The 13,772-nt window shown below is 74.0% G+C and carries 16 protein-coding genes; 11 read left to right on the top strand and 5 right to left on the bottom strand.

The genetic code is table 11. From position 1 onward, the window contains the following. Positions 1-41 precede the first annotated feature (41 nt). Positions 42-515 carry a LysR substrate-binding domain-containing protein gene (locus ACI79F_RS21215; RefSeq protein WP_456578940.1) on the top strand — a complete coding sequence of 158 codons (474 nt, stop codon included), beginning with the start codon at positions 42-44 and terminating at the stop codon, positions 513-515. On the opposite strand, the gene ACI79F_RS21210 is transcribed toward ACI79F_RS21215, so the two are convergent. The 4 genes from ACI79F_RS21210 to ACI79F_RS21195 form a co-directional block, all read right to left on the bottom strand. After that, positions 505-1,680 (bottom strand): zinc-dependent alcohol dehydrogenase, encoded by a 1,176-nt coding sequence (locus ACI79F_RS21210; RefSeq protein WP_456544462.1) that lies wholly within the window; start codon positions 1,678-1,680, stop codon positions 505-507. The two genes, ACI79F_RS21215 and ACI79F_RS21210, sit on opposite strands and share 11 nt — an antisense overlap. Further along, positions 1,677-2,216: an SRPBCC family protein gene (locus tag ACI79F_RS21205; protein WP_456578939.1), complete on the bottom strand. Its 540-nt coding sequence runs from the start codon at positions 2,214-2,216 to the stop codon at positions 1,677-1,679. Before ACI79F_RS21205 ends, ACI79F_RS21210 begins: the two co-directional genes overlap by 4 nt. Positions 2,217-2,433: 217 nt before the next feature. Then, on the bottom strand, positions 2,434-3,462 hold the full coding sequence (locus tag ACI79F_RS21200) for a helix-turn-helix transcriptional regulator (protein ID WP_456544464.1): 1,029 nt from the start codon (positions 3,460-3,462) through the stop codon (positions 2,434-2,436). A gap of 25 nt (positions 3,463-3,487) precedes the next feature. Next, positions 3,488-3,778, bottom strand: coding sequence for an ANTAR domain-containing protein (locus ACI79F_RS21195; protein ID WP_456544465.1), 291 nt, complete (start codon positions 3,776-3,778; stop codon positions 3,488-3,490). A gap of 883 nt (positions 3,779-4,661) precedes the next feature. On the opposite strand from ACI79F_RS21195, the gene ACI79F_RS21190 reads away from it, so the two are divergent. The 10 genes from ACI79F_RS21190 to ACI79F_RS21145 all read left to right on the top strand — a co-directional run bounded on the left by ACI79F_RS21190 (position 4,662) and on the right by ACI79F_RS21145 (position 12,423). Next, entirely contained in the window at positions 4,662-4,901 is a 240-nt protein-coding gene (locus ACI79F_RS21190) for a hypothetical protein (protein WP_456544466.1), read from the top strand. Between the two features lie 245 nt (positions 4,902-5,146). Further along, complete coding sequence (locus tag ACI79F_RS21185; protein WP_456544467.1) at positions 5,147-6,301, top strand: glutathione-independent formaldehyde dehydrogenase; 1,155 nt, start codon at positions 5,147-5,149, stop codon at positions 6,299-6,301. Between the two features lies 1 nt (position 6,302). Next, the gene (locus ACI79F_RS21180; protein WP_456544468.1) at positions 6,303-6,878 is read left to right on the top strand and encodes a type 1 glutamine amidotransferase domain-containing protein; all 576 of its coding nucleotides are present in this window, start codon (positions 6,303-6,305) and stop codon (positions 6,876-6,878) included. Then, positions 6,875-7,360 (top strand): hypothetical protein, encoded by a 486-nt coding sequence (locus ACI79F_RS21175; RefSeq protein WP_456544469.1) that lies wholly within the window; start codon positions 6,875-6,877, stop codon positions 7,358-7,360. Before ACI79F_RS21180 ends, ACI79F_RS21175 begins: the two co-directional genes overlap by 4 nt. Then, on the top strand, positions 7,357-8,532 hold the full coding sequence (locus ACI79F_RS21170; protein ID WP_456544470.1) for a zinc-dependent alcohol dehydrogenase: 1,176 nt from the start codon (positions 7,357-7,359) through the stop codon (positions 8,530-8,532). Before ACI79F_RS21175 ends, ACI79F_RS21170 begins: the two co-directional genes overlap by 4 nt. A gap of 91 nt (positions 8,533-8,623) precedes the next feature. Then, positions 8,624-9,298, top strand: coding sequence for a DUF1345 domain-containing protein (locus ACI79F_RS21165; RefSeq protein WP_456544471.1), 675 nt, complete (start codon positions 8,624-8,626; stop codon positions 9,296-9,298). 189 nt (positions 9,299-9,487) lie between these two features. After that, entirely contained in the window at positions 9,488-10,222 is a 735-nt protein-coding gene (locus tag ACI79F_RS21160) for an ANTAR domain-containing protein (protein ID WP_456544472.1), read from the top strand. A gap of 30 nt (positions 10,223-10,252) precedes the next feature. Continuing rightward, complete coding sequence (locus ACI79F_RS21155) at positions 10,253-10,441, top strand: hypothetical protein (protein WP_456544473.1); 189 nt, start codon at positions 10,253-10,255, stop codon at positions 10,439-10,441. A 46-nt stretch (positions 10,442-10,487) separates the two neighbouring features. Beyond that, positions 10,488-11,045 (top strand): hypothetical protein, encoded by a 558-nt coding sequence (locus tag ACI79F_RS21150; RefSeq protein WP_456544474.1) that lies wholly within the window; start codon positions 10,488-10,490, stop codon positions 11,043-11,045. Between the two features lie 79 nt (positions 11,046-11,124). Beyond that, entirely contained in the window at positions 11,125-12,423 is a 1,299-nt protein-coding gene (locus ACI79F_RS21145) for an amidohydrolase family protein (RefSeq protein ID WP_456544475.1), read from the top strand. Between the two features lie 36 nt (positions 12,424-12,459). On the opposite strand, the gene ACI79F_RS21140 is transcribed toward ACI79F_RS21145, so the two are convergent. Next, positions 12,460-13,764, bottom strand: a complete 1,305-nt coding sequence (locus tag ACI79F_RS21140) for a hypothetical protein (RefSeq protein WP_456544476.1) — start codon at positions 13,762-13,764, stop codon at positions 12,460-12,462. Positions 13,765-13,772: the final 8 nt, after the last annotated feature.

Here is a 13,772-nt window from a genome sequence, read left to right as displayed (position 1 = left end):
ACAACCCCCACCGACCCCGGCGGGTTGGGGGGGGGGGGGGGGTGGGCCGGGGGGGGGCCCCCCCCGGGGGCCCGGGTTGGGGGGGCGCGCCCCCCGGGCGGGGGCCCCCCCTGGCCGGCGAGGTGCTGGTCATGTTCCCGCGGGAACCGTTCGCCGGGACCTGGGACCGCGCCGTGGACCACGTGTTCCCCGCCGGCGCCGCGCACGACCAGGTCGTCGTCGAACCCGACCTGCTGAACGCGCCCGAGGCGGTGCTGCGCGCGGTCAGGGCCGGCACCGGCATCGCGCTGACCATCCTGGGGCTCGTCGATCACCTGGGGAGCGACGGAGTCACGGTCCGGTCCCTCGATCCGGTGTTGCGGTGGGACCTGGAGGCGGTCTGGCGGGCCCCGGCGACCCCCGCCGTCCGCAGGCTCGTCGACTTCCTGGTCGAGTCCTCCCGGGACCCGCAGACGCTCATCGAGCCGGTCCCCGAGCCCGGTGACGGCGGGCGGCAGGTCACGGTCAGGGCCTGAGGACCACCTTCTCGCAACCGTCCTGCTTGTTCTTGAAGATGTCGTAGCCGTGCGGCGCCTCGGCCAGCGGCAGGCGGTGGGTGATCACCCGGGTGGGGTCGATCTCGCCGCGCTCGATGCGCTCGAGCAGGGGGCGCATGTACCGCTGGACGTGGCACTGCCCGGTCTTCAAGGTCAGGGAGCGGTTCATCCAGGAGCCGGCCGGGAACTTGTCGACGAACCCGCCGTAGACGCCGATGACCGAGACGATGCCCCCGCTGCGGCAGGAGGTGATCGCCTGGCGCAGGGCGTGCGGCCGGTCGGTCTCGGACCGGAGGGCCTGCTTGGCCCGGTCGTAGAGGCCCACGTGGGCGGCGCCGTGGGTGGCCTCCATGCCGACGGCGTCGATGCACTTGTCCGGGCCGCGGCCGCCGGTGAGCTCGAGCAGGGCCGACCGGACGTCGGTGTCGGAGAAGTCGATCGTCTCGTAGCCCTGTGCGGCGGCCATCTCCAGCCGGTAGGGGACGTCGTCGATGGCGATCACCTTCGCCGCGCCCAGCACCCGCGCGCTGTCCATGGCGAACTGCCCGACCGGTCCGGCGCCCCACACGGCGACGACGTCCCCGTCGGAGATGTCGCACATCTCGGCGCCCATGTAGCCGGTGGGCAGGATGTCGGAGAGGAAGAGCACCTGCTCGTCGGTGAGGTCGGACTCGATCTTCAGCGGGTTGACGTCGGCGAGCACGACGCGGGCGTACTCGGCCTGGCCGCCGGCGAAGCCGCCGGTGAGGTGGGAGTAGCCGTAGATGCCGGCGACCGGGTGGCCGAACATCTTCTCGGCCACGCCGGCGTTGGGGTTGGTGTTCTCGCAGCAGGACCACAGCTGGTTCCGGCAGGCGGAGCAGGCGCCGCAGCCGATGGGGAAGGGGACGACGACGCGGTCGCCGACGCGGAGCCTGTCGCGGTCGACGCCGGGGCCGACCTCGACGACCTCGCCCATGAACTCGTGGCCCATGACGTCGCCCTTCTGCATCGTCGGCACGTAGCCGTCGAGCAGGTGCAGGTCGGAGCCGCAGATCGCCGTCGCGGTGATCTTCACGATCGCGTCCCGGCTGTTGAGGATGGACGGGTCCGGGACGTCGGTGACCTCGACCGTGTTCGGGCTGATCCAGCAGTTGGCCTTCACGCCAGGGCCTCCTTGCGCTCCTCGTCGGTCAGCGGGCGGGCGGGGTGCTGGGGGAACTCCTCCCGGGCCTGCTTGCCCCGGGGTGCGCCGTCGCTGCGGATCACCTCGCCGGTCTCCATGACCTGCTTGAAGCGCCGCAGGTCGTCGTCGAGCTGCTGGGAGGGCTCCTCGCCGAAGTACTTCGCCGCCGCCTTGCCCAGCGCCCCACCGGGCAGCTCGTAGCTCAGGGCCACGTGCACCTCGGTGCCCCGCCCGCCGGGTGCGGGCACGAAGCGGACCTGGCCGGAGTTGGGGACGTCGGCGCCGTCGAGGGAGCGCCAGGCGATGCGCTGCCCGGGGACGTCCTCGGTCGTCTCGGCGTCCCACTCGACCGACCGGCCGAACGGCGCGCTGGCCCTCCAGTGGCTGCGGCCGCCGTCCGTGGCGCGCACCTCGTCGAGGTGGGCCATGAAGGTCGGGAGCCGATCGAGCTGCCGCCAGAAGGCGTACACCTCGTCCGGTGGCCTGGTCACGGTCGTGGTCGAGGTCAGTTCCATGGCGGTCCGGCTGTCCCTTCGTCTGGTCCTGATGACGGCTGCACGGGGTGCGGGCGGCTGGGCAGGCCCTCGTCGGCGACCGGTTCCCGGACGCCGACGAACTGGGGGATCAGGCGGCGCGCCCGGGGGGAGGAGGTCCTCGAGGCATGACACCGCGGGGCACCCGAGCAGCGCCATCGGCAGAACGACCGATAGCCCGGCTGCACGCCGGATCGGCTCAGACCGGTCCCGTCGCCCCCGGGGGGAGGCGCAGGCCGTTGCGCAGGGCGCGCACCGCGGCGGCCGTGAGGTCCCCGGTCCGCAGGGCGACCAGGCTGCGTCCCAGGGAGTCGGCCACCGCCTCGGCGGCCACGTGGAGCGACCGCGCCAGGGCGGGGACGTCGGTGACGCCCTCGACCAGCAGGCCCAGGACCCTGAGGTCGAGGAGGGTGAGGCCGCGCAGGTCGCCCGGTGGGCAGAGGAGCACCGCGGCGGCGAGGTGGTCGAGGTCCGGCTGGGCGAAGTCGAGCGCGGTCACCCGGATCAGCTGGTCTCCGCCGGTACCGGGCGTGGGAGCGAGGAACGAGACGTACGCGCCGCTGTCGGCCAACTCCTCTGCGACGACCCCGAGGATCGGTGAGCCCGGCGCCAGCAGGCGGTCGTCCGGCAGACCCGGCAGCGGCAGGACGTCGCCTGCGCGGGTGAGCACGACGCCGGCGCCGGCCTTCGCGACGATCCGGGCGGTCGCCGCGATGTCCCGGGTGCGGTCCAGGTCGTCGGCGATCACCGTGGTGACGGCCGCGACGACCCGGCGGTCGGCCTCGCGCGGCCGGGACGGATCGGCGGAGAGCAGGCTGAGGAAGCCGACGTGCCGCCCGTCCGTCGTGAACAGCCCGGCGGCCAGACCCTGGCGGAAGCCGGCCGGGAGCAGGTGGTCCGACCATGCGCGGACCTCGGACAGCGGGCTCGGGATGTCGCTGGCCAGCATCGGCGGACGGTGCCGGTTCAGGCCGAGCAGCTCCACCTCCTCGTCGGCCTCCGGACGGCAGAAGTAGTCGACGAGTGCCTCGGCCGGACCGGTGGTGGCCAGCGGTACGTGGGTCTGCCGCTCGGGGTCGCGGGCGGCGAGCCAACCGGCGTCGAAGGCCAGGATCCGCCCGAGCTGCTGCAGGTGCTCGGCAGCCCGTTCCTGCACGGTGGCGGACGACGCGGCGACCCCCGCGACCTCCGACCACACCGCCTCGAGCTGCGGTTCCCCCCTGGTCATCACGGCGTACCTCCCTGTGCGCGTCTCACAGGCTCCCCGTGTAGATCACCGTCTCGGCCAACTCCCGCACCTTGACGTTGCTCTTCTGGCTGTGCGTCGCGAGCAACGCGAAGGCCTGGTCGGCCGTGAGCTGGCGCTGGCACATCAGGATGCCGATCGCGATGCCGATCCGCCGGTTGGTGGTCAGCGCCGGCTCCAGGTTGGCCGCCCTGTCCTCCGCGGATCGGACCCGCGCGTGCAGCTGGTCGAGTTCGGCGAGGACGGCGCAGCGATGCGCCGGGGTGGCCGGCGCCTCCACGGACGGGTCGACGGTCATCGGAACCTGGTCCTCCTGCTCGTGCGACCGGTGTGGGAGGGGCGGTGCGCCGTCGCCTCTGCGCCGTGCACCCACCCGCGTCGTGGGTCCAGGGTGCGGCCCCGTCCGGGCGTCCGGCATCGGCAGAGCGACCGATCCGGTGACCTCGGCGGGCCCGTCCTCCCAGCCCTCGAGGGCAACGCCGGACCGGCGGTGGGGAGGTGGTGACGGCGACGACGACGTCGCCGGCGGCGACCGGTCCGACGCGGTGTCGGGCGCCGCGACGGGCGCGATGCGGCCGGGGCCGCGGAGCGGACCGGTGACCCGGTCCATCGCCTCCGCCGATGGAGCCCATCGGGAACGCGTGGTCGATCCTCCCCGTCGTCGGGTCGACAGGCGGTAGGAGCTCCCGTCGGGGGAGCGTGGGGGATCACCAGGGCTCCTCGTGCGCGGAAGGCATCCCACCGGCCGTGGCGCCCTGGGCCTCGCGCCGGGTGCGCGACCGCTACCAGGCGCTCGGCCCGCGCGCGGCGACGGCCCCCGCAACCGGCTCTGCCCGGGACCCAGCCGGAGGCACGGGCTGGGTCCGCCGGGCGCCGGCGGTGAGCCGCTGGGCCAGCACGCGCAACGTGGCGTGGACGAGCGTCTCCGTCTCGTCGCGGGAGCGCCCGCTGCGGGTCTGCACGGACGAGACGACCTCGTCGTACTGCACTGGTCCTCCTCCTCGCCGGAGACCGGACGCGTCGGGCGCCGGGCGCTGCTCCCCACCTGGAGGACGCCGCCGCGGGAACACATCGGCAGACCTGCCGATGTGCGCGCGCCGTCCGGGTACCGGTGCGCGAGCCGGGTAGGCCTCCCACGACGCCGACCGCGGTGCCGAGCTGCCGTCCCGGGGAGGACCACCATGCGAGTCGAGGACCTGTCGGGCGACGACGCCGCGGTGTACCGGGCCGTGGCCGAGGCGGAGGACCCCACCGGCGCTCCGCACCTGCAGGACGTCGCCCGTGGCGCCGGTCTGGACCTCGAGCGGGCGCGGGCCGCCGTCCACCGCCTGCTGCACAGCGAGCCGAAGATCCTGCACGAGGTCCCCGACACCAGCCGCACCGATCTGGGACCGGTGTACGAGCTGGCGCCGCGCACCTGACCCCCGCGCACCTGACCCCCGCGCACCTGACCCCCGCGCGTCTGGGCCCTGCGCACGCCCGACCCCGTCCGCCCTCGACGAGACGGGCGGTGCCGGCGTGCCCTCCTCGCGGCGGCCGAGTTCCCGCAGGTGGACGCCGAGCCGCCGTATCGGCATGTCTGCCGATACCGGGCGCGGCCCTGCCCCGAGTGCAATCGAGGTCCCGACTCCAGCCGGGGCGGGGACCACCGGAACGAGGAGGCAGCGTGAAGGCAGTCGTGTACGACGGACCCCGCCAGGTCAGTGTCAAGGACGTACCGGACGCGCGGATCGAGCGGCCGACCGACGTCCTGGTGCGGATCACCTCGGCGAACATCTGCGGCTCGGACCTGCACATGTACGAGGGGCGGACCGACTTCGAGACCGGCCGCTGGTTCGGGCACGAGAACCTGGGCCAGGTGGTCGAGGTCGGCGACGGGGTCGACAAGGTCCGGGTCGGCGACTGGGTCGTCCTGCCGTTCAACATCGCCTGCGGGCACTGCAAGAACTGCGAGCGGCAGCTCACGAACTACTGCCTGACCGCGCAGCCGGAGCCGAAGATGGCCGGCGCCGCCTACGGCTTCGCCGACATGGGCCCCTGGGCCGGTGGCCAGGCGGAGCTGCTGCGCGTTCCCTGGGGTGACTTCAACTGCCTGCGGCTGGGTGAGGACGCTGAGCAGCGCCAGACCGACTACGTGATGCTCGCCGACATCTTCCCGACCGGCTACCACGCCACCGAGATGGCCGGCGTGAAGCCCGGCGACCAGACGGTCATCTACGGCGCCGGCCCGGTCGGGCTGATGGCCGCCCTCTCGGCCACCATCCGGGGGGCCGGCAAGGTGATGGTCGTCGACCGGCACCCCGACCGGCTCAAGCTGGCCGAGTCGATCGGCGCGATCGCCATCGACGACTCGAAGGTCGACCCGGTGCAGGCCGTCCTCGACGAGACGATGGGGCTGGGCGCGGACAACGGCTGCGAGTGCGTCGGCTACCAGGCGCACGAGCCGGACGGCCAGGAGCAGGCCAACCTGACGATGAACCGGCTGGTCGCCTCCGTCCGCTTCACCGGGACGATCGGCACCGTCGGCGTCTACGTGCCGCAGGACCCCGGCGCCAGCGACGAGCTGGCGAAGCAGGGCAAGCTCGCCTTCGACTTCGGCATGTTCTGGTTCAAGGGTCAGCACATCGGCAGCGGCCAGGCGCCGGTCAAGAAGTACAACCGGCAGCTGCGCGACCTCATCGCGGCGGGCAAGGCCGAGCCGTCGTTCATCGTGAGCCACGAGCTGCCCCTCGACCGCGCGCCGGAGGCCTACGAGCACTTCGACAACCGGGACGACGGCTGGACGAAGGTCGTGCTCCACCCGGCGATGGCGGGGAGCTGACGTGGCCGGAGAGCTGAACGGACGGCGGGTCGCCATCCTGGCGGCCGACGGGGTGGAGCGCGTGGAGCTCGAGCAGCCCCGCCGGGCCCTGGACGACGCGGGTGCGCGGACCGACGTGCTGTCGATCCACGACGGCGAGATCCAGGCACGGAACAACGACCTGGAGGACGCCGGCACCTTCGGAGTCGACCGGCTGGTCGGCGCAGCGTCGGTGGACGAGTACGACGCGCTGCTGTTGCCGGGCGGCACGGTGAACCCTGACCAGCTGCGCATGCAGCTCGCGGCGGTCGAGTTCGTGCGGGACTTCGTCGAGTCCGGCAAGCCGGTCGCCAGCATCTGCCACGGGCCGTGGAACTTCGTCGAGGCCGGCGTCGCGCGAGGACGGCGGCTGACGTCGTTCCCGAGCATCCGCACGGACCTGCGCAACGCCGGCGCGGAGGTGGTCGACGAGGAGGTCGTCACCGACGGCAACATCACCACCAGCCGGTCGCCCGACGACCTGCCGGCCTTCTGCGAGCGGATCGTGCAGGAGTTCGCCCGCGCACCGCAGCCCGCCGCCGCGGGAGGTCGGGCATGACCTCCTCCCTGGGGAACGTGGCGTCCTTCGCCGCCCGCGCCGGCGGGACCGTCGTCCGCCAGGTGCGGTCGGCCATCGACCCGTCCGCCGCCCGGCCGGCCGGCGCCGGCGGGCCGGTGTCCGGCTGGCTCGCGGTGACGGTGTTCCGCGAGCCGACCGAGATCGATCCCGCGCGGCTGCCCGCACCGCTGGCCGAGTACGGCGACCGGATCGAGGTCCGGGTCCGCCCGGCGGCCGGCGGCAAGGGGACCGAGCTGGCGGCCCGGCTGCCCGACCGACCCTCGTCGGGCGTCCTGAGCCGGCTCGGGGGCAGTGACCCGCAGGCCGACCTGCGGTCGGCGCTGCGCCGCGCCAAGCAGCTCATCGAGGTGGGCGAGGTGCTGGCGGTGGACCCGGCGCCGCACGGCAAGCGGACGGCGACCCCCGGCGGTGTGCTCCTGGAGGCGTGGACCAAGGTGGCGCCCAAGGCCGGTGTGCGATGAAGGCGGTCACGTGGCGGGGCGTCAACGAGATCGGGGTGGAGGACGTCCCGGAGCCGAAGATCCTCAACGACCACGACATCATCCTCGAGGTCGGTCTGTCGGTGACCTGCGGCTCGGACCTGCACCTGGTCGGCGGCTACATCCCGGCCATGCGCGCCGGTGACGTGCTCGGGCACGAGTTCATGGGCACGGTCGCCGAGGTGGGTCCGGCGGTGACCAAGCACCGGGTGGGTGACCGCGTGGTGGTGGTCTCGTTCATCGGCTGCGGGCAGTGCTGGTACTGCGAGCAGGGGCTGTGGTCGCTGTGCGACAACGGCAACCCCAACCCGGGGATCACCGAGGCGCTGTGGGGCCAGTCCATCGGCGGCTGTTTCGGGTACTCGCACGCGATGGGCGGCTGGGCGGGCAGCCACGCGCCCTACATCCGGGTGCCGTACGCCGACAACGGGGCGTTCACCATCCCCGACGGCGTCTCCGACGAGCGGGCGCTGTTCGCCTCCGACGCCGCACCCACCGGCTGGACCGGGGCGGACCAGGCCGAGGTGAGAGCCGGTGACGTCGTCGCGGTGTGGGGTGCCGGCGGCGTCGGGCAGATGGCCGCGCGCAAGGCGATGCTCATGGGCGCCGAGCGGGTCGTCGTCATCGACCGGTTCGACAACCGGCTGGCGCAGGTCCGCACGCACATCGGGGCGGAGACCCTCGACTACGAGCAGGCCGACGTCCCCGCGGAACTGCGGGAGATGACCGGCGGCCGGGGGCCGGACGTCTGCATCGAGGCGGTCGGCATGGAGGCCCACAGCCCGGGCCCCCAGTACCTCTACGACCAGGTCAAGCAGCAGATGCGGCTGCAGACCGACCGGCCGACCGCCCTCCGTGAGGCCATCTACGCCTGCCGCAAGGGCGGGACGGTGTTCGCGCTCGGCGTCTTCGCCGGCCTGGTGGACAAGTTCCCGATGGGTGCGGTGATGAACAAGGCGCTGACCCTGCGCGGCGCCCAGCAGCACGGGCACCGCTACGTCCCGGAGATCCTCGACCTGATGAGCCGGGACGAGGTGCGGACCGAGCACCTCGCCACGCACGTGATGTCGCTCGACGACGGGCCGAAGGGCTACCGGATGTTCAAGGAGAAGGAGGACGGGTGCGTCCGTGCGGTGTTCCGTCCGGGTGGCTGAGGAGCCACCGGGCGGACCGCCCCAGGTCCTGGCGCCGGGCCGCACAGTGGCCCGGCGCCGGGCCCCCGCCGGTCCACTGCGGGGGCCTCCGGTGACCGTGGCCCCCGGCAGGACGGCGGTGCAGGCGGACCGGCGCCCGACGATCCTGTCGTGGCGCCGCTTGCTCGTCTGCTTCGCGGGCGGCCTCCTCGCCGCGGCGCTCAGCACGCTGGCCGGCGTCCCCGAGCTCGCGGTACTGGTCGGCTGGGTGGTCGCCGCCGGCGGCCTGCTGGCGTGGGTGTGGCGGATCAGCTGGCCGCGCGACGCTCGAGGCACCAAGACCCTGGCGGAGGAGGAGGGGCAGACCCGCGTCACGGACACCGCCGTGCTGTGTGCGGCGGTGGTCAGCCTCGCCGCCGTGGCGGAGGCCCTCGTCCGGTCCAGCTCCGGGGACGCCGTCGGCGTCGCCACCGTGGTGCTCGGCGTCCTCGTGGTGATCCTGTCGTGGGCGCTGGTCAACACGGTCTTCGCGCTCAAGTACGGCCGGCGGTACTACGCGGGGGGCGACGGCGGCATCGACTTCGGCCAGCAGGAGCCGCCGGCCTACAGCGACTTCGCCTACCTCGCGTTCACCGTCGGGATGAGCTTCGCGGCGCCGGACACCCAGCTCACGGACACGTCGATCCGCAAGGTCGCCCTCGGGCACGCGCTGCTGTCCTACCTGTTCGGCACCGTGGTGATCGCCGTGGCTGTGAACCTGGTGACCAACCTGGGTCAGCAGGGATGAGCGGGCCGGTGTGAGCGGCGGACCCACTCGGGTCCCCCGGCGCCAGCCGATCGACGCAAGGCGTCCTCCGCCGGGAGGGCGCCCCGCGTCGCCTCCGGTGGCCGGGGCGCGGCCGTCGGGGCATCGTTGAACGCGCGGGCGAGACCAGCCCGGTGGACTCCCGCGAGAGCGCGGCCCCTCTGGAGCACGGTGACCCTCGTCGAGCAGTTCCGCACGGCCCTCGCCCTCTCGGCGGACGACCTGCCCGCCCCCGAGCTGCTGCCCGACCGGCTGGCCCGGGCCGCGGCGAAGGTGCTCCCGGTCGACGGCGCGGGTATCAGCCTCTTCTTCGCCGAGGACCGGCGGCTGCCCCTGGGGGCCAGCGACCCGGTCTCGGCCGAGGTCGAGCGGCTGCAGTTCACGGCGGGGGAGGGTCCGTGCCTGTCCGCGCACGCGGAGGGGCGGGCGATCGTCGCCGACGAGGACACCATCGGGACGCGCTGGCCGGCCTTCCACGACCTGCTCGTCGCCGCCACGCCGGTCCGCGGCACCATCTCGCTGCCGCTGGCGGACGGGCTGAGCGGGATCGGCGCGCTGGACCTGTACGTCGTCCCGCCCGGCGACATCGCCACCCTCGGCCTGCAGGACGCGCTTGTGGTCGCCGACGAGGTCGCGGCCACCCTCCGCGCCCAGTCGGAGCTGTCCCGGCAGGCCGGCGACGCGCCGGCGTGGGTGGAGGCCCCCTCCGTCGACCGGCGCGCGGTGGTGTGGCAGGCGATGGGCTTCGTCAACGCCGGCCTCGGCGTCGAGAGCGAGGACGCCCTGGCCCTCCTGCGCGGCCACGCCTACGCCGAGGGGGTGGACCTCGACGAGATCGCCCGGCGGGTCGTCGCCCGGGAGCTGCCCCTGGAGCGGCTGGCCCCGGAGCGGGACGCCTCGTTCTAGGCGGTGGACGCGGGGACTACCGTCGTCCCCATGCCGTTGGTCTTCCACTGGGGCGGGCCGCGCCACGGTCAGGTGGACGAGGTGGCGGCCGAGGAGCTCCGGTCGTCGGTCCTCGTCTACGACGGGCCGCAGTGGTACGGCGTCTACCAGCGCTTCGAGCCGGTGCAGACGCGGTCGACGCCCGACGGGCCGGCCGAGGTCTGGGTCGTCCGCGAGTAGCGCTCCGCGAGCGGCCGCGGGGGCGGCGCGGAGCAGGATGGGCCGCATGCCGCAGCTGTTCACCGTCGGGCGGTTCGCCGACGACACCTCCCGGCGGCGGACCGCGCTGACCGCGCAGGTCCTGCAGTGGACCCTCGACGGGGAGCTGGCCGACCCGGTGCGGTGCGTGGACGAGGCGCTGCGCGCCACCGCGCCGGACGTACCCCGGCTGCGCCGGGCGGAGGCGACGTTCGCCACCGGGACGGCGGCCCGGCTGACCGTCACCGTCCGCGTGCCCTTCGACGGCGACGGCCGCCTCTTCACCAGCCGGCCCGCCCGGCCACCGCGGGCCGATCCGCCGGTGGGGGACTGGGACCGCTGGGGCGACGACGGTCCGGTGCTCCGGCTGCCGGAGAACTTCGCCCCCGACGTCGACGCCGGCACCGTCCGGACGTGGGCCGCGGCGGCGGTCGACGCGGTCGAGGCCCACCTGGCCGCGCTGCGCGCCGAGGCCGAGGAGGAGACCGCCCGGCTGGCCGCGGACCTCCTCGACCTGGCCCGGGCGCGGGCCGCGGACCTGACCCGGCGCCGCGCCCTCGAGCGGGAGCTCGGCGCCGGCATCTGAGGGCAGCCGTTGTCGGTCGGGTGTGACGGCTGCCACACTCCGCGCGAATGTCCCCGCGTCCGCGAACAGGAGAGCAGCCGTGCGCCTCGACGACCTGACCCTGGTGAGCGTCGACGACCACATCGTCGAGCCGCCGTCCATGACGGACTACATCCGCGACCACGTGCCGGCGAGGTTCAAGGACCGGGCGCCGCGGGTCATCCGCCGGCCCGACGGCACGGACGCGTGGCTGATCGAGGGGCAGGAGATCCGCACCTTCGGCCTCAACGCCGTCGCCGGCCGGCCCAAGGAGGACTGGGGGCGCGACCCGGACACCTTCGAGGAGGTCCGGCCCGGCGCCTACGACGTGCACGAGCGGGTCCGGGACATGAACGCCAACGGGATCCTCGCCAGCCTGAACTTCTCCTCCTGGCCCGGCCTCGGTGGCCAGTTCTTCGTCACCAACAGCGACAAGGAGTTCGCCGCCGCGATCCTGCGCGCCTACAACGACTGGCACATCGACGAGTGGTGCGGCTCGCACCCCGGCCGGTTCATCCCGCTCGCGCTCTCCGGCTTCGCCGTCGGGCCGGAGTTCATGGCCGAGGAGATCCGCCGGGTGGCGGACAAGGGCTGCCACGCCGTGTCGTTCCACCCCGAGCCGCACCGGTTCGGCGGGATGCCCGACATCCACGGCGACGAGTGGGACGAGGCCTACCGCGCGTGCGAGGACAGCGACACCGCAATGGTGTTCCACTTCGGCGCCCAGCCGAACTTCATGCCGCGCGCGCCGTTCGACGTGCTGATCCACACGATGCCCTTCGCCACCGGCATCTTCGCCAGCGAGCTGCTGTGGTCGCCGATCCTGCGCAAGTTCCCGACGCTGCGGTTCGCGCTGGCCGAGGCCGGGATCGGCTGGGTGCCCTACTGGCTGGAGCGCGCCGACGTCACCTACCAGAAGCACCACCTGTGGACCGGCCAGGACTTCGGCGACAAGCTGCCCAGCCAGGTGTTCCGGGAGCGCGTCCTCACCTGCTTCATCGAGGACACCGTCGGCCTGGAGATGCGCCACCACATCGGCATCGACCACATCGCCTGGGAGTGCGACTACCCGCACTCGGACGCCACCTGGCCGCAGTCGCCGGAGATCCTGATGAAGTCCCTGGACGAGGTCGGGCTGCCGGACGACGAGATCGAGAAGATCACCTGGCAGAACGCCTGCGCGTTCTACCGGTTCGACCCCTTCGCCCACGTGCCGCGGGAGCAGGCGACGGTCGGCGCGCTCCGCGCCCAGGCGACCGACGTGGACACCACGCCCAAGGCCCTGCACGGGGACCACCCGGAGATCATGGAGCAGATGAAGCGGATGCAGCAGGCCGCGATGCAGGCCGCCCGCAAGTAGGCCGGGCCTGAGCCGGCCGGGCGCGCCCCGGCCGGCTCAGAACCCGAACAGCAGGCCCAGCCCGCCGACGGTGAACAGCACCATGACCACGACCAGCGGCAGCTGGTCCGACGCCGGCGCCCGCGGCGCGAGCCGCAGCGCCTGCTCGTGCGCCAGCGTCACCCCGAGCACGTGGCCGGTCACCACGGCGCCCACCTGCACGTAGGCGATCAGGTCGGCGGAGACGGCCCGCAGGTCGACCACGTTGCCGTAGGTACCGAACAGGTCGACGCCGGCCAGCCCGAACGGGTTGCTGGCCAGGATCCAGGTGGTCTGCCCGTCGAGGACGAACAGGCTGAAGTAGTGGGCCACCGTGTAGCCGAGGGCGATGGGCACCACGGTGGCGGCGAAGCGCCGGGGCTGCGGCCGCAGCGGCAGCCGGCTCAGCCGCCCGGACAGCCGCGTGCCGGCCAGGTACAGCAGCGCGACGAGGGCGACCATCGCGGCCAGGCCGAGGGTCCCGGAGAGGGCGTCGTCCGCCGCACCCGGCCCGCTCTGCCACCACACCGTCCGGGTCAGCCCGTCGAACGCGGTCGAGCCGAGCAGCACCATCACCACCGCGGCGAGGCCGGGCAGCGCCGGCGTCGTCATGGCGTTGGTCAGCGGCGACCGCAGCACCACCCGGCCGTCGTCCCGCCGGCCCACCGCCGACAGGCGGCCGAGCAGCGTGGAGTACACCTCGAAGCCGTCGCCGGCGGCGAACCACTCCTCGCCGAACCACAGCGCCGCGGCCATCTGGACGACCGCGTAGCCGACGATCCAGGCGGCGACGACGTCCGGGTCCGACCGCCCCGCGGGCACCAGCTCCAGCCAGACGAACGCCAGCAGCGCGGCCGCGGCCGGCCACAGGCCTAGCGCGGGCAGGCGGCCTGCCCCCCGCGGCGGCCCCACCAGGGGCCGCAGCAGCCGGCAGACCAGCCGCAGCGGGTTGAGCACCCGCCACACCGGCCCGAGCAGCAGGCTGGCCGGCACCAGGCCGACCCAGAAGCTCACGTAGACGGCCCACGGGGCGAGGTTGCGCGAGGTCTCCTCGGGTCCGGCGAGCGCGGCGGCGAGCACCAGCACGGCGACGGCCAGCGCGACGGCCTGCAGGCCGCGCCGGACGGCGGGGGAGTCGGCGGCCCGCTGCACCCACCGCGGCGCCGGCCGGCCCGATCGCGCGTCGCCCAGCCGCGGGGTGCGCCAGAACAGCAGCAGGACGACGAAGCTGACCAGGATCGCCGCCCCGGCCCCGTAGAGCGCCAGACCGAGGGGAAGCGGCAGGTCGGTGCGCGAGCCGACCCCGTGGGCGACGACGTCCACGGGGCCGG

The sequence above is a fragment of the Blastococcus sp. SYSU D00868 genome (assembly GCF_054050575.1).
This window is presented reverse-complemented; position numbering and strand designations above follow the sequence as displayed.